The following is a 13,832-nucleotide window of genomic DNA, read 5'->3' on the forward strand; positions in this document are numbered from 1 at the left end:
GAACACGTTGCTATAAAAGCAGAGCTATTCCATATGGACAACTGCTTTTTCCAATACTCGAGAAACCCGATTCTTCTTACATCAATCGGCCCAACTTGGCTAGTCATTTCTACCGAAGCATTAGACGTTCGTACCAGCCGTTATGGCAGCTTCTAAATTCGATATTTCTACACAGCCCGACCCAACCTACAGCAAACCTTCTCTGTTCGTAGTTTTGTCGCATGCAACTTGGATGGCCGCCATGTAAATCAAAAATATCTCTATATAAGATAAAATATCCGTGAAAGAAATATCATTAGCAACATCATTATGGTGAATAATATTGTTGCGCTTATTGACTATTGACAAAACAAGATCCTTGTTTTGCTCAAAGACGGGCTCATTCACCAGATTTATACCGAGATAACGAAATAGCTTTAGAGTCCTATAGGGATTAGCGGAGAGCGCATCCGAAATACTATCTTTTGCATGGATTAATGTGGCATTTTTAAATTTAAGATCTTTGTCTTCTATTTTTTTTGCAGTTTTCCACAGGAGAAAATTGTGAGGTATACGAGCTTCATTGAGCCGAACACATAAATCCTTATGAATTTCGCTAGCGGTATCTTGCAAAAAAGCCTCAAGGTATGTGCAAATGTTTATCAGGTAAGATTTTACGAAAAAATTAACATTACTCACAAACAAAAAATCCGGAGACTCTTGAAGCACTCGACGTTCTGAAGTTTTTATGATTTCTGCTAATGAAGTGAAAAGCAGCTCATATTTTTCATAATATTTATTGTTGCTCATTAATTGCCGCCTCAAGCAACTCGTTCCACTTTGCCCTGCGCTTTACAGTTTTCGATTTTTCTTGAAGTCCCCCTGACAATGTTTTCTGGAACTCAATGCTGCCACACAGAGTCGCATACGCAGTGCGTATGTTTGACGAGTATTTTTCAATTATTTCGTCTGGCAACTCACCAACGGTAGTCATGACCAAGTCATAATGTACAAGTCCCTTTCGTCTCTTTTCAGCCAATGGATTTACAAAGGCGTCATCGCCAAATACAWCCAAGCATATTGACAAAGATCGTTTGAATTTCTCCCTAAACCTAGCAATTTCCTCCAATTCAAGATTTGCGTGTTTTTCCATGTAGTCATCAAGAAATACTTTTAAGTTACTGCTGGAGAACCCATCGAGAGCTTTATCTGCGGAAARCGCAAAATATCTTAATACCTGCTCTTCTGGTTCCAGGCTATCTTTTTTTGAATTGCTCTTGTCTGAAAGTCCGAATCTCGCGATAACGGGCACCAATGCAAGCTCCGCCAAAAGTGCATCAAGAGGCCCCGGATATATTGCATGTCGAATTTCCTGGTCAGACAACTTCACCGCGCCTTGGTTGAGACGGGAAAAAATCTCTCGAATAAGTGGCTTGGGATTATCTTTTCTCAGAATTATACAACGTATTGTTGTAGTCTCTAACTCAGACTTATACTCGCCCAGCTCCGAAAACCTCTTCCCTTCAAGCTCCTTGAAGGCTGTTAACCCCTCAAGAGGGAACTCATCATTAAGAAATTTTCTAATTGTGGTAAGACGCTGTACACCGTCGATTACCATATGACTTCCATCATCGTACTCTGCAAAATAGCAGGATGGGAGAGGAATCCTCATTAAGCAAGATTCAATAAATTTAGAAGATCGCTCCCACCCATCCTTGTCCCACTTATACTTTCGTTGAAACTCAGGATCCAATCGCAACTTTGAAGGTTTGGCATCAATTCTTGCTACTAAGGTTTCAAAGGGGTAATCGATTGGATAAAGATTAAGCATCTTGCTTTCTAAGCCACTGGACATATCCACCTCGATCATGCGATTAGTTTTAAACAATTCATGCTTAGCGAGCTTTTTCGCAACGCAACGCAAAAGAAAACGAGAAAATTAAAGCACTTTAAGTGATCTTGCAAGAACATTTTATGCTTTAGTAAGGGAAAACATTTTTCTGAGATTAACGTGTACTTTGGAAAAAATACAAGTGATTTGGCATTGTTAGTCGGAAGAACCAAACATTGAGTTTTGGCGGGAATGCCTTCGGGACGAATACCGCGCGCTTCTGCTCGTTTCGAATGGCGGTTTAGGGTCGAACGCGGCCGATCATCACTACGATGTGGCCGCCCCCATCCCTGCATTAGATAGTCAGTACAAATGCAATGCTTGTTGGTTGCAAATGGTGGTCGCGTCCGCGTACATATCAACTGTAGCTTCGGCGATCCCTAGAGGCGAGTTAACGGAACGGTTTCCAAATATCCTACCCGGCCTCCTTGAGGCTTTCTAGAACACAATCAATCCAAGCCACCCCAGCTTTCATTAGCTCGCGGGCTTTCCCCTCGCTAACATGGTGATATTTTCCTACCCGAACTGCCGGCCATTTCGCCCCGAAGTACAGCCAGACAATATCCCCCATCTGCTGATCACGTTTACACAGGCGAGCCAACGCGGCATCCACGACACAGGCAAGCTCGTCGGTGATGCAGTACGATTTGGCAGGTGACGGCATTGCATCGCGCATCAGTGCCAACATGGGCGAGGCATAGCTGGGGATTCCCCTTCCATCCATACGCCACCATCCCCATTGCTCTAAAAGGTATTCCGTATCGCCTAACGGGTGCAGCGCTGGTTTTCGAATCATCATGTGTTGTACCCCTTAGTCCCCGGTGAAATTCGCCCCGCCGACACCGCGACGGTTGTTCTGTTGGTAGTACGCAGCCGGGCCGGATAACAATGGCCCCCGCTTCAGCACATCAATTTCGCGCTGAGCCTGCTGCAACCTGAGGCTGAGCTGTGTCACCAATTCATCTGTAGACAGCATCTGCCGACTCCCCGCCATGACCCAACCTGAGCCATTGCAACTGATGCAAACCAACTCATGAAACACCCCTTGCACCACGGCTTTTCCCTTGCAGGTCAAGCAGTGCTCCAGCTCGATCTGCGCCTTACGAAAGCCAGGGGCCTGGGCTTTTTTCATGTTTTCAAACCTCGCCCTTAACAAATTGCGAAAACGACTCGCAGGCCGCGCCATTCAAGGCGTCTACGAGGGTTTGCGAATCTTCATATCTAGCACCTGTCTGCGCGTGGATCTTCTTGAAGCCACGGCTATCTAACCAGTGGTGCCACTTCACCAGCGCCAACCGACGCTGCTCCTTGGCCTGGGTATTGATGTAGGTCGAGGCGATCTTGCCGAGGGAGTGGTTCAACAGCATCTCGCCGATGTGACCGTCGACGCCGAGGTCGGTCCACGCGGTACGCGCCACCTTGCGCAAGTCGTGACTGGTCCAAGCGCCCTGCCCCAGCCGAGTAAACACTGCACTGGCCTCGTTATCGCTCAGTGCCTTCCCTCGGCGGGACGGAAACAGGAATGGTCCCTCATATCCTTGAGCCGCCTGCCGCTCACGGTAGCGGCGCAGCAGCGCGCAAACTTGGTCGGTCAGCGGCACCCGAAGCTCGGTCTTGCTCTTGGTGTGTTCAGCCGGCAAAAACCACTCGCGCTCAGGCAACGTGATGTCGGCCCAGCGCGACTGGCGGGTTTCGCCGATACGGGTGCCGTGGCACAGCATCATCAAGGCCAGCATGGCGTCCCCTGGCGCACTCTCGAAGCGTTTGGTGAGCAGGACCACCAACTCGGGTAATTGGACATCGCGCAGGCGGGCGGGTTTGGGCAGAATCCGGGCCGTCGTGAAGTGGATGAACTTTAGCTCGGCCATCGGGTTGACCGGGATCAGGTCCAGCTTGCGCGCCTGCCGAAAGGCCGCCGCCAGCAGGCGGTACAACTGCTGGACGTACGACAGCGACAACTCTTCCTGCGCTGGCCACATCAGCAGTTGGTCGAGGGTCTGGGCGTTGACGTCTCGAATCAACAGATCATCCAGCCGCGGCTTGAGCTGGCATTTGATGGCCGACTTGCCGGCCGCGCGACGCTTGACCGAGAGCGCGCGGGAACGGGCCATACGATCAGCAAACCAATCCAGCAGTTCGCCGACGGTGACCCACCCCGAAACGCTGGCGGCGCCATCGGCCGCCACGCGCAGGCGCACGGCTGGTAACGCCGCGACCACCTGCTTGGTGGACAGTTCGGGAAAGGCGCCGATGCGGTGCCACTGGCGTTTGTTCAGCAGGTACCAAGAGCCGCGCACGCGATTCTTCGCATAACGGAAGTGCAATGCGGGGTGACTGGCATCACGCAGGTCGCGCACATGCTCAAGCTTGGCATTGCGCTGAATCTCGGCGTCGGACAGTTTTACGGTCAAGGTCTTGATCAGGGCGCTCAATCGGTCGCCTCCGCTTGGGGGAAACGGTCCACCACCTCGAACGTTGAAGGCCACATCCACGCGCCATACCGCTTGGCCATGGCCTGATTCGCGAACATTGCCAACGCGTGGTCCGGTGTATCACTCAGGTCCAACTTGAAAGAGCAGCAGAACACGGCAAACCGATAGTTTGCCGGATCCGGAACAGCCAAGCGGCGATTAGGTATTTCCAAGCTGATCCCCATCAGAAGCCCTCCTTACCGCGTTGAGATTCCCACTCGAATGCCACGCCAATGCAACCGTTTTCGCGGATGCGGTCGACACAGCGCGCGCCAATGGCATCGTTCAATTCGGCAGGAGACAGGTTGCTGACGATGATCGTCGGACGGCATTGCTCGTAACGACCGTTGATAATGCTGAACAGCGTGGCCAGCTCAAACTCGCTCTGCTTGGTCGCGCCGACTTCATCAAGCACCAGCAGATCCGCGCCGATCACCTCTCGTAAAATGTGCGCCTCGGACTCGCCAGAGCGATCATTGAAACTCGCCCGGATATCGCCGATGAGTGTGCCCACCGTGCGGTAGATCGCCTTGACCATGCATTCGTTGATCAGGTAACTGGCCGAGGCAATGGCCAAATGGGTCTTGCCGGTGCCGACCTTCCCCAGCAGCAACATGCAGCGACCTTCCCGACGATGTTTCGAAAAGTTGTCGACGTAGTCGGTGCACGCATCCAGAGCGATCTGCTGCGCCGGATTCGACACGGCGAAATCGGCAAATGTCTTTTTCGCGAAACGCTGCGGAATCCGCGCACATGATTGCTGGACAATCCGAAACTGGAAGCGCTTGCGCTCAAGTTCTTGCATGTCGCGTTTATTGCTCGCGCAGATGGGGCAGCCAGACAGGCTGCCGCCCTTGAGGATGACCGCCGAGTACTCGCCGTGGTCCAAGCAGTTCGCTGGCTGACGGCTGATGACGCCGAATTTGCGGTCTATGTGAGCACTGAGGTTAGAGACTGAAGGTGCCATTGGCGTTCTCCTTGGTGCCAGCCTTGTAATCGCGAGTGTCGAAGCCAGAGTGGCGACTGACTGGAAGTGAATGTGCGGGGCCGACCGGCTTGTCAGGGAAGATCCCTGTCCATCCGTTGCTGATCGAAAGGGCCAGCACGGAATCGGGGGCTGGGTGTGTCGCCAAGGCCTTGGCCTGTTGTTCGCAGCTTTTGGCGGTGAGGGGTTTGTGGATTTCCTTGCGGTGCTGGCACCAGTCAGCCCAAACCTCGACGCTGACGTTTTCCGGCTTGGCCATCAGCGGATCAAACTTTGCTGATTTGCCCAGCGCGTTAGCGCCCTGCTTTTCCTGATTACTGGTTACCTGATTGGTACCCTGATTACTGGTACCCTGATTTGTCGGAGATTTTTCCGACCCTTCTCGGATTTTTTTCCGACCCTTTTCGGATATTTTTCCGACCTTGCTCGGAGATTTTTCCGAGGTAGATCGGATTTTTTTCCGACCCTCAAACACATCAGAGGTCGGATATTTTTCCGACCCGTCCAGCTTGCGATTCCACTCTTTGGCCTTCTCGGTCAAACGAAACAAACTGATGTTTGAAGTGTGGGATAGTTCGATCAGTCCTGCGGTCTCGAGCCCTTTGAGAAGTCGGTATGCGGTGTCTGGTTTGTCGGTGAGCAGGGGCAATTCCTCCACGATCTTTGCCTTGCTCAAGGCAAAGAAAATACCGTGATCGGTCTTGATTGGCCTTGCCCAGCTAGGACACTCGTAAACAAACGAAAACAGCAGCGCCTGCTGCGAATTCAACCCCCATTCCAACGCTTTCACCTGGTTAATCGTGATCGTGAACTGCATATCAGCCCTTCCCGCCTAGCGGTCGGGCTGGGCGCTTCGACTTGTGCAACTCGATCAGTGCGGTCACCTCCTCGTGCCGGGCAGCCAGGTGCTTGGCATGCAAGGCCAAAATCTCCGATGCTTCCATGGCCGTGATTTCGCCATCCTCCAGCGCCAGGGCAAGAAACTGGTCAACCCGGCCGCGCTTCACAGAAGTACGCAAAGAGCGCTGGTGCATGTCTACGTTGTCCAGATCGCCAACCTCAGGCAGGCGAACAAATACGCCGCCGTACATCGCGCAGATGTAGTCTGGTAAGCGCGTGGTGCCCTGCTCGCTTTCGAGGACGTACACCTCCTCATCGCTAAGAGGAACAACACCGCCGCTCTCATAAACCTGATTCTTAAAACGCTTCAGTTCGAGACTGAGGCGAGCTGAAGCGCATACCTGGCCGCCTGGGTATTTCTTTGCGACCTCGATCACCACTGCGCGACGGGTTTCTAGTACTGGCGATTTCATTGTCTAGTTTTCTCTCGGCGCCATTGCGCTCAAAGTTGGCTCATTAGATGGGCAGCATCCGGCGACGCGTCCTTTTCGCGCTTTGAACCGGGAACGGTCTAAGCTCTTCCGCTGTGTATGAGCCATCTGCGTGCTCCGTAACAAAAACCTCACGCCCTGACTGCAGAGCTTTATTTATTGAACTTTGGGTCATGCCTAACAAATTACCGGCCTTGGTCTGCCCCTTCTCGGTAGCAAATTGGCTGAGGGTGAGTTGACGCACTGTCCGGTCTCCGGTGGTGTATCTGAACGGACAATATCTCCCATGGAGCTTTTTTAATCAACTCCAATGGAGATGGATAAGTATCTCCACCGGGAATACTCTTCGGAAATGAAAAACGACAGACGACCATTACTTGAATGGGAAAAGGCGGAGTGCACCGCATTAAAAGCGGAGCTGGCTGCCTACAATGCGCGTGCCCCTAAAGGCGAGAAGCTGACTCAAGAAGAGATCGCACTCTCCGTAGGCATGAGCCAAGGCACGCTAAGCAGTCACTTGAACGGTAGCCGTGCGCTCAACAAGGAAATGGCAGCTGAGATAGCTAAAATGCTCGGCATACCCGTAGAGAGATTCAGCCCACGGATCGCGAAAGAAATCTCCGAATTGGCGATTGCCGCCAATGCTGTTCCACCAGCCGAATCATTGCAGTCAAACGTCGAGCCTGGCCCGCCAATTACCAGCGCTCCTCGTCGAATCGATGTTGTTGGAACGGCACAACTCGGTCACGAAGGCTACTGGACAAGTCTTGACCAGGCTGCTGGCTGGGTTGAGACCTACTCTAGGGATGAAGACGCCTATGCACTCCGACTCAAGGGTGACTCAATGGCTCCGGCAATTCGTAGTGGTTGGATCGCCGTCTGCGAGCCCAATCACCGCCTAGTGCCAGGTGAGTATGTGATGGTCACCACCACTGATGGGCAGAGCATGGTTAAAGAACTGCTCTTCGAAAACGAAGAAGATGTCAGCCTCATGTCGATCAACTCGGCTTACGGTGAGAGGCTGACAGTAGCTCGGATTGATATCGATAAAATCCATTACGTAGGCGCAATCCTTGCCCCTAGCAAGGTGCTGGGCAGAATCTAAATTTGAGCCCTTCAACTTGTCATTAATTCCCCTAGGTACCTCCCTCCTGAAGCCCGCTAGTTGCGGGCTTTTCTCTGCTAAATAATTGTTTTTAATCGTTAATATTTAGCGCTTACGCAGCAAGCCATTCACTGTATATCCATACACAAAAGGAGCAGTGCTATGGCAAAACCACAAAACAAACCAACACCGCCAAACTCGTTTGACCTTCTCGGACTCCGCATCCAAAAAATCATCAGCTCCCCCGCTGCCCAAAAACGAAAGATGGCAGTCATTCGAAGAGGCGCGGATGAGTGCCAGGAGGACTGGAAACGGCTCCTTGACGACATAGCCGATACCGAGCACGTAACATTGAGTAGAGAAGAAGACGGCGCCGCCCGCGTCTCCTGGAGCCTCCCGGCCAATATCTGATCGCCAAAAAACTCGCGCAATGCGGGTTTTTTTAGGTCCATCGGAATATTTATCTCCCGTGGAGTTGACTTAGTTAACTCCACGGGAGATATTTAAGCCATCGCCACGAAGCAACCCGGCGATGCGGGATCTCCCGCCGCTCTTTAACAATCAGCGCAACAAACAACAGACCGCATTGCCTCTACCGGCGACCGGCGAGCAGACAGGCCCGAAAGCCTGCCAACGACAGGAACAACCTGGACGGCTGCTCGATGGTGAAACGCCTGAACCGTGTGAATGACCTGGCAAGCAATGCGTCCCGCCCCTCCGGCGGCAATAGGACGGAAATTTTCACTGATGCACCTGGTTACCGGGTGCATTGGGAAAACAACCGGGAGATAGCCATGGGTAAGTTTGAGCTGGGCCATGAGGATGGCTGGTCTCGCAGGTTTTTCGAAAGTTTCACTACCTTCTATGACAGGCCTGACCTGATAAAGCTGGTAATTGCTGCTTACGATAAAGCAGGTGCGGCTGCAGCACTGTCAGCAAGATTCTATGTGGCCCACGGTGGGGAAAGCAGAAGATTGACGGCGGTTTGGGATGAGGCAGTTGCTCAATCGTTTGAGCGAGTGCTTGCCTGTCTTGCTGGAAATTACGACCAAGAGCCAATCCATGAGGGAGAAGACATAAATCTTCCAGAACGGCCCGATTTCGAGATGTGAACGTACGAAGTTTCAGGTCACAGATCAACCTGCGCCAAACGACAGCCTGTCGCTAACTGCCCGAACCTCTCTTTGAGAGCGCATCGGTGAGCCCTGAAGCACAACGATTGTTGGATGGTCCGTGCGCCATCGCTTCAGGGTTCACCGATGCGGATGAGAACACACCGGGCGCGCACCGGCCCCCTGCATTCCCCCAACACATTGAGGATTGGCAACCATGTAACCGACCGATATCGAAGCCCGCCCAAAGGCGGCACCTGCGATCACGTAGGGAGGTCTTCGTGACGCAATCAAAGCCCGGTTCCGATCGGGCTTTTTTACGCCTGCCTTTATCCGTCAGCACTCTTCCCGGCGCCCAACGGCAACCAGCAGGCAGGCAGCCTGAGTGCTGACGAATACACGCAACCCACATTGAGGAATCGCCATGAACCAGACGATCAGACAGAGCCAAGCAATCCTCCAGGGGTTGCGTTTCCAGACGCCCCTAGCCACCAACGAAATGTACCAACGCATAGGTCGTGATAAGCCCGTTCGCATACTGAACTACAGAGTTGCGCCACGCGGCGGCATCACATTTGAAGTAATCAAGCGCTCCACTGGCTCGGCAAACGGTGAGCCGTTTGGTCATAACAATGCCTGCCAGTTCACTGCCAGCCACAAAACAGCGAAAGCGTTCGCTAGCACGCTTCTGCGCTGGACCATCGGTTCCGCGCTCCTGCTGATCTTGTTCGCCTACTTCGGCGCAGGACATTGAAACGGTCCAACCAGCGGGTACACCAGCAGGTTCGTCTGCGCATTCGCCAGCCTCAATTCAACCTTCCCCCCAGTGGCCTGTTGGCCATCCCGGAGAAACAGCCATGCCCATTTCCACCGACACCGCAGCATTCCTCGAAGAGTTGAACGGCGGCGCATTCGCCAACCAAATAGGCCACGCCCTTTCCGAAGTAGCCGCCGGGGTGGTTGATCACGGCAAGGCCGGCAAGCTGGTCATCACTCTGGATTTCAGCCAGATCGGTGAATCGAGCCAGGTGAAGATCAAGCACAAGCTCGACTACAAGGTGCCGACCAAGCGCGGTACCCGCAGCGAGAACACCAGTCTGGACACGCCAATGCACGTTGGCTCCGGCGGCAAGATCACCCTCTTCGCGGAGACGCACGAGCAAATCTTTAGCCGTGAACAAGCCCCTATCACTCCCCGCAGCTAACCGCTCGACCATCAAGGAACTAAACAATGCCTCTGACCAAAGAAGCGATCCAGCTCATCACCGACACCGCACTCGAAGCGAGCGGCAAAGCGCTGTCCACCCTCACGCCGACCGTTGTCCTGCCCGAGGGCTGCCAGGTGGTGACCCTGGAGAAATGGCAAGCCGGTCGCAGCCGCTTCCGTGGCATTTACTCTACCCACTCGCTGGCCGACTTCAGCGCGTACGTCGCCGCCAGGGCAATCCCATCCGCCAAGGGCTTCATCGACCAGGACGAAATGACCTGCACGCTGCTGTTCAATCTTGGCACCGATGCACTGCCAGGGCATGCAGATGACCGCGCCGTTCTGAAACTGAAGGCATCGGCCGGCTACAAGGCCGCTCAAGGCATTGGCAGCCGGGTTATGACGCAGAGGGATTTGAGCGACTGGATCGAAGACTGGCATCAGTACCTGACACCAGTGGATGACGAAGGGAAAGAAATCCCAGTCGCCAGGGCCATTGCAGCTGTACGCACAATCACGGTCAAGGCGACCAGCGAATCCGAAACCACCGTCGGCGACACCAGCGCCAGCCGTAGCGCCATGGATCAGATCGAGGCCCGCAGCAAAGAAACACTGCCAGCGGCCCTGTTGTTCTGCACCATCCCTTACGAGGGCTTGACCGAGCAGCAGATCAACCTGCGGATTTCTGTGATCACCAGCGGCGTCCAGCCAGCACTTAAGCTGCGCTGGGTCGGGGAAGAGGTTCAACGCGAAGACATCGCGCAGGAGTTCAAGACCGTGCTCCAGCGCAATATTGGCGAAGCTGCTGCATTGTCCCTGGGTTCTTTCGATCCGAAGTAAGCACGACAGGCCGGGTAAGCGGCCTGTCCCACCTCACCTTTATCAATGAACAGAATCAACCTTCTGAAACTTCACCCAGAATTTGATCGATCTCCCACTCTGCGATCTTCTTCCCTTTCAAAACGGCGTGGTCATAACTTTCGTAGATGGCTTTTTCTCGCGAAGCCACGACCGGAGTCTCTGGATGCTCAACTGAGACACGTAAACTCTTTGGAATCGGATCGTCTGCACGCCCCCAAGTGAAATCAATCGTCGCTTTCACGCCACGATACTCGTGATTAACAGGCCACGGTCTGTCCACTAAAAGCATTTCACTCTCCTTGATCCGGCCCCATTGTCGGGCCAAACACAAATACCCCACTTCAACGAATCACGCCAGCCGGCGAGGATCCGAAAAACTCACACCTCAATCAGGTATGAGGCGTGCGCGCAAGTAATCTTCGACATTGTGAAGTGCTTGGGTCATTTCCGCCCAGTAAACGTCATCGGGACTATCCAAGTGGTACAGAACATTCCGGCGTTCTAGTAGATGCTCATGGCGAACGAAAGAGCCCTGTATTGAAATTTCAGAATTCAATGCATGCAGATATATCTGCACATAAATCACAAACTCACGCTCCAGTTTGAAGACGTGATCTATGAGTTTTTTAAGCCCAGTTCCCCATACAGCTTCCGCCTCAAGCATAGTGGCTTGTAGCGGGTTTCTAGCGTCGTCCATTGCTGTTAGCCGTCGACGGTAAGCTCGCGCAGATGAGTCATAACTGGCTCGTTTTGGGTCAGTAGATTCCACCTCACCTTCAAAAGGTACGGTTTCAAACGAAAATATCGCCGGAGACCTTGCTCTCTGTATCTCGTCTCGATGTCTGTAAAGCTCGATCAGTAAGCGCCGCGCAAGATCGTGGTCAGCGGACCCTCTTAGTTGGCGGCGCCAGGTATTAAGCCCTTCGCGACCAAAGTAATAAGCAACCGCCACGGCGGCGCCGCTGATGATAGTTCCGATAATGGAAAATACATCCTTTGTCAGAGTCCAGTCTGCGTCTGTCAACGCGAAGCAAATAGACAATCCCATTCCCCTTATTCCAGTGGCGAAACTATAGACGCGAGGTATCTCTGTGCCCACTGAAAATGCTGCGGTCTCGCGTGACGAGCGTCTGGTCACCCTTCCTATGTGGATCATCGAGGCCGTGCGTGCGGAGGTTCGACTTGAGGTTCACGTCTGGTCGGAGATGGGACGGCACGTTGAAGAGTCGTTGGCCCGTGGCGAACAGCCGCTGCCTTGCGATGTGAAGCTGCCACCTGCCACGGTGTTCTTCAAAGGCACCAAGGTCAGCACACTGATGCTCGGCATTCAGCAGCGTCTGAAATTCCCCGCGCACGCTCGCGAATTCGAAAAACCCTAAACCCACCCTCCACCGCCCGGGCATGACCCGGCATAGGACGCCCCATGCCCACAGAAAACAAACTCGCCCTGAAGCGCCAGCGCTGTGAACAGGTCGACATCAAGGTGAAGTCATGAGCGCACTCGCAAATCAGCAGGTCTTCCAGGTACCCGACCTCGACAAAGTAACTGAAAAACAAATGGCCGAGCGTTTGGGTACCACAACCAAAGCCCTGCAAACGCGACGAAGCCGAAACCAGATTCCTGAGGGGGTTTGGAACAAATTCGGCCACAACATTACGTATAGCATTAGGAGATACGACGAATGGCTCGAAAGCCTTTGGGTTTGCCCGCCGGGTTGGAAATCAGGGGCGATACCATCCGAATCCGTTTTAGTTGGGACGGTAAGCGTCGATCAGAAACACTCGCGCTGCCCACAACGAAGACGGGCATCAAGGCTGCCACCAGTCTTAGAGATCAAGTAATCAGCCTGATCAAGCATGGCTTGCTCGACGAAGCAAAATACGCTGAATTGTTCCCCGGTTCGGTTCTGTCTGGGGGCACGGAAGTGTTATTCGGGGAGTATGCCCAGGCATGGCTGAGTGCAAGAGAGATCGAGGAAGGCACGCACCTCAACTATAAGAGCGCGCTGAACCTGTACTGGATGCCACACCTTGCGCTGACTCGCTTGAGCGCGATCAGCACGATGACGCTTCGCAAAATCATTGGGGAAATCGAGTGGTCATCACCAGGCGTGAAGCGCAATGCCATGGTTCGGCTTAGCACTATTCTGGATGACGCTGTACGGGAGGAACTCATCGGGAAGAATCCCGCAGAGCTATTGGACGCGCCGAAGCGCAAGAGAAATGAGCCAGACCCATTGAGTCTGGATGAGGCCAACAAGATAATCGCAGAGCTTTACAGCATGGAGCACTGGCCGAGCACGATCTATGCGGCATTTTTCGAGTTCGCATTCTTCACCGGAATGCGCCCGCAGGAAATTATTGCGCTGCGCTGGGATGAGGTCGACAAGGAAAAACGCCAGGTGCATGTCTGCCGGGCGATAGCTCAGGGTGTCATCAAGGAGCGCACCAAGACGAAGAAAAACCGCTATGTGCTGCTCAATGATCGCGCACTGCACGCCCTGGAGTTCGCCGAGCAATATGCGAAACGCCGGAAAGCCGGAAGCGGTTCGGTAAAGGGTTTCCCCTACGTTTTCCCGCCTTCAAAGATGAGCGAGCACATCCGGCAGACCTCAGACCTGCACAAGCAGTGGGGTCCCGCATTGAAGAAGCTGACGATCCGTTATCGGCCGCCGTACAACTGCCGTCATACTTATGCGACAATATGCATAATGTCTGGCATGAATCCCGCCTTTATTGCCCAACAGCTCGGACACAGCGTCCAGATGCTGCTCTCGACTTATGCGCGCTGGTTGAACTCTAGCGGAGACTGGGGCGAGATGGAAAAGCTAAAAATTGCCCCAGGATTGGCCCAAACGCCAAATGCGCGGCTCGCAACCCATTGATAGGT

Annotated in this window: 20 protein-coding genes; 8 read left to right on the forward strand and 12 right to left on the reverse strand. The window is 53.3% G+C overall.

Features of this window, described 5'->3' with window-relative positions; all coding sequences use genetic code 11:
- Positions 1-186: 186 nt before the first annotated feature.
- From AC1DWM_RS25140 to AC1DWM_RS25185, 10 genes are all read right to left on the reverse strand, one after another.
- A complete protein-coding gene (locus tag AC1DWM_RS25140) occupies positions 187-789 on the reverse strand; it encodes a HEPN domain-containing protein (protein ID WP_477796424.1) in 603 nt (200 codons plus the stop codon).
- The gene (locus tag AC1DWM_RS25145) at positions 776-1,834 is read right to left on the reverse strand and encodes a DUF262 domain-containing protein (protein WP_477796425.1); all 1,059 of its coding nucleotides are present in this window, start codon (positions 1,832-1,834) and stop codon (positions 776-778) included. Before AC1DWM_RS25145 ends, AC1DWM_RS25140 begins: the two co-directional genes overlap by 14 nt.
- A gap of 451 nt (positions 1,835-2,285) precedes the next feature.
- Complete coding sequence (locus AC1DWM_RS25150; RefSeq protein ID WP_477796426.1) at positions 2,286-2,669, reverse strand: antiterminator Q family protein; 384 nt, start codon at positions 2,667-2,669, stop codon at positions 2,286-2,288.
- 12 nt (positions 2,670-2,681) lie between these two features.
- On the reverse strand, positions 2,682-3,002 hold the full coding sequence (locus AC1DWM_RS25155; protein ID WP_477796427.1) for a hypothetical protein: 321 nt from the start codon (positions 3,000-3,002) through the stop codon (positions 2,682-2,684).
- 4 nt (positions 3,003-3,006) lie between these two features.
- Positions 3,007-4,302, reverse strand: coding sequence for a tyrosine-type recombinase/integrase (locus AC1DWM_RS25160; RefSeq protein ID WP_477796428.1), 1,296 nt, complete (start codon positions 4,300-4,302; stop codon positions 3,007-3,009).
- Entirely contained in the window at positions 4,299-4,508 is a 210-nt protein-coding gene (locus AC1DWM_RS25165) for a hypothetical protein (protein ID WP_477796446.1), read from the reverse strand. The genes AC1DWM_RS25160 and AC1DWM_RS25165 overlap by 4 nt, the downstream gene beginning before the upstream one ends.
- A gap of 17 nt (positions 4,509-4,525) precedes the next feature.
- Complete coding sequence (locus AC1DWM_RS25170; RefSeq protein ID WP_477796429.1) at positions 4,526-5,308, reverse strand: ATP-binding protein; 783 nt, start codon at positions 5,306-5,308, stop codon at positions 4,526-4,528.
- Positions 5,289-6,143: a hypothetical protein gene (locus AC1DWM_RS25175; protein WP_477796430.1), complete on the reverse strand. Its 855-nt coding sequence runs from the start codon at positions 6,141-6,143 to the stop codon at positions 5,289-5,291. Before AC1DWM_RS25175 ends, AC1DWM_RS25170 begins: the two co-directional genes overlap by 20 nt.
- Position 6,144: 1 nt before the next feature.
- A complete protein-coding gene (locus AC1DWM_RS25180) occupies positions 6,145-6,639 on the reverse strand; it encodes a YmfL family putative regulatory protein (RefSeq protein ID WP_477796431.1) in 495 nt (164 codons plus the stop codon).
- 43 nt (positions 6,640-6,682) lie between these two features.
- Positions 6,683-6,901: a Cro/CI family transcriptional regulator gene (locus AC1DWM_RS25185; protein WP_477796432.1), complete on the reverse strand. Its 219-nt coding sequence runs from the start codon at positions 6,899-6,901 to the stop codon at positions 6,683-6,685.
- A gap of 108 nt (positions 6,902-7,009) precedes the next feature.
- On the opposite strand from AC1DWM_RS25185, the gene AC1DWM_RS25190 reads away from it, so the two are divergent.
- The 6 genes from AC1DWM_RS25190 to AC1DWM_RS25215 all read left to right on the forward strand — a co-directional run bounded on the left by AC1DWM_RS25190 (position 7,010) and on the right by AC1DWM_RS25215 (position 10,921).
- Positions 7,010-7,762 carry a LexA family transcriptional regulator gene (locus AC1DWM_RS25190; protein WP_477796433.1) on the forward strand — a complete coding sequence of 251 codons (753 nt, stop codon included), beginning with the start codon at positions 7,010-7,012 and terminating at the stop codon, positions 7,760-7,762.
- 162 nt (positions 7,763-7,924) lie between these two features.
- The gene (locus AC1DWM_RS25195; protein WP_223503756.1) at positions 7,925-8,173 is read left to right on the forward strand and encodes a DUF1654 domain-containing protein; all 249 of its coding nucleotides are present in this window, start codon (positions 7,925-7,927) and stop codon (positions 8,171-8,173) included.
- Between the two features lie 251 nt (positions 8,174-8,424).
- On the forward strand, positions 8,425-8,874 hold the full coding sequence (locus tag AC1DWM_RS25200) for a hypothetical protein (protein WP_477796434.1): 450 nt from the start codon (positions 8,425-8,427) through the stop codon (positions 8,872-8,874).
- Between the two features lie 424 nt (positions 8,875-9,298).
- Positions 9,299-9,628: a hypothetical protein gene (locus AC1DWM_RS25205; RefSeq protein ID WP_477796435.1), complete on the forward strand. Its 330-nt coding sequence runs from the start codon at positions 9,299-9,301 to the stop codon at positions 9,626-9,628.
- Positions 9,629-9,731: 103 nt separating this feature from the next.
- The gene (locus AC1DWM_RS25210) at positions 9,732-10,079 is read left to right on the forward strand and encodes a hypothetical protein (protein ID WP_477796436.1); all 348 of its coding nucleotides are present in this window, start codon (positions 9,732-9,734) and stop codon (positions 10,077-10,079) included.
- Between the two features lie 26 nt (positions 10,080-10,105).
- A complete protein-coding gene (locus AC1DWM_RS25215) occupies positions 10,106-10,921 on the forward strand; it encodes a DUF2303 family protein (protein WP_477796437.1) in 816 nt (271 codons plus the stop codon).
- Positions 10,922-10,976: 55 nt separating this feature from the next.
- Here the strand turns inward: AC1DWM_RS25215 and AC1DWM_RS25220 are convergent, their stop codons facing one another.
- Positions 10,977-11,231 (reverse strand): hypothetical protein, encoded by a 255-nt coding sequence (locus tag AC1DWM_RS25220; RefSeq protein WP_477796438.1) that lies wholly within the window; start codon positions 11,229-11,231, stop codon positions 10,977-10,979.
- 96 nt (positions 11,232-11,327) lie between these two features.
- Complete coding sequence (locus AC1DWM_RS25225; protein ID WP_477796439.1) at positions 11,328-11,990, reverse strand: hypothetical protein; 663 nt, start codon at positions 11,988-11,990, stop codon at positions 11,328-11,330.
- 43 nt (positions 11,991-12,033) lie between these two features.
- Between AC1DWM_RS25225 and AC1DWM_RS25230 the strand changes: the two genes are divergently transcribed.
- Together AC1DWM_RS25230 and AC1DWM_RS25235 are read left to right on the forward strand one after the other, a co-directional pair.
- A complete protein-coding gene (locus tag AC1DWM_RS25230) occupies positions 12,034-12,321 on the forward strand; it encodes a hypothetical protein (protein WP_477796440.1) in 288 nt (95 codons plus the stop codon).
- A 303-nt stretch (positions 12,322-12,624) separates the two neighbouring features.
- A complete protein-coding gene (locus tag AC1DWM_RS25235; RefSeq protein ID WP_477796441.1) occupies positions 12,625-13,827 on the forward strand; it encodes a tyrosine-type recombinase/integrase in 1,203 nt (400 codons plus the stop codon).
- Positions 13,828-13,832: the final 5 nt, after the last annotated feature.

It is taken from the genome of Pseudomonas sp. P4_C8 (genome assembly GCF_056401975.1).

Coding starts and splice junctions, on each gene's coding strand:
- AC1DWM_RS25140 (WP_477796424.1), bottom strand. CDS start 789: ATGAGCAACAATAAATATTATGAAAAATATGAGCTGCTTTTCACTTCA.
- AC1DWM_RS25150 (WP_477796426.1), bottom strand. CDS start 2,669: ATGATGATTCGAAAACCAGCGCTGCACCCGTTAGGCGATACGGAATAC.
- AC1DWM_RS25155 (WP_477796427.1), bottom strand. CDS start 3,002: ATGAAAAAAGCCCAGGCCCCTGGCTTTCGTAAGGCGCAGATCGAGCTG.
- AC1DWM_RS25170 (WP_477796429.1), bottom strand. CDS start 5,308: ATGGCACCTTCAGTCTCTAACCTCAGTGCTCACATAGACCGCAAATTC.
- AC1DWM_RS25175 (WP_477796430.1), bottom strand. CDS start 6,143: ATGCAGTTCACGATCACGATTAACCAGGTGAAAGCGTTGGAATGGGGG.
- AC1DWM_RS25180 (WP_477796431.1), bottom strand. CDS start 6,639: ATGAAATCGCCAGTACTAGAAACCCGTCGCGCAGTGGTGATCGAGGTC.
- AC1DWM_RS25190 (WP_477796433.1), top strand. CDS start 7,010: ATGAAAAACGACAGACGACCATTACTTGAATGGGAAAAGGCGGAGTGC.
- AC1DWM_RS25195 (WP_223503756.1), top strand. CDS start 7,925: ATGGCAAAACCACAAAACAAACCAACACCGCCAAACTCGTTTGACCTT.
- AC1DWM_RS25200 (WP_477796434.1), top strand. CDS start 8,425: ATGGTGAAACGCCTGAACCGTGTGAATGACCTGGCAAGCAATGCGTCC.
- AC1DWM_RS25205 (WP_477796435.1), top strand. CDS start 9,299: ATGAACCAGACGATCAGACAGAGCCAAGCAATCCTCCAGGGGTTGCGT.
- AC1DWM_RS25210 (WP_477796436.1), top strand. CDS start 9,732: ATGCCCATTTCCACCGACACCGCAGCATTCCTCGAAGAGTTGAACGGC.
- AC1DWM_RS25215 (WP_477796437.1), top strand. CDS start 10,106: ATGCCTCTGACCAAAGAAGCGATCCAGCTCATCACCGACACCGCACTC.
- AC1DWM_RS25220 (WP_477796438.1), bottom strand. CDS start 11,231: ATGCTTTTAGTGGACAGACCGTGGCCTGTTAATCACGAGTATCGTGGC.
- AC1DWM_RS25225 (WP_477796439.1), bottom strand. CDS start 11,990: ATGGGATTGTCTATTTGCTTCGCGTTGACAGACGCAGACTGGACTCTG.
- AC1DWM_RS25235 (WP_477796441.1), top strand. CDS start 12,625: ATGGCTCGAAAGCCTTTGGGTTTGCCCGCCGGGTTGGAAATCAGGGGC.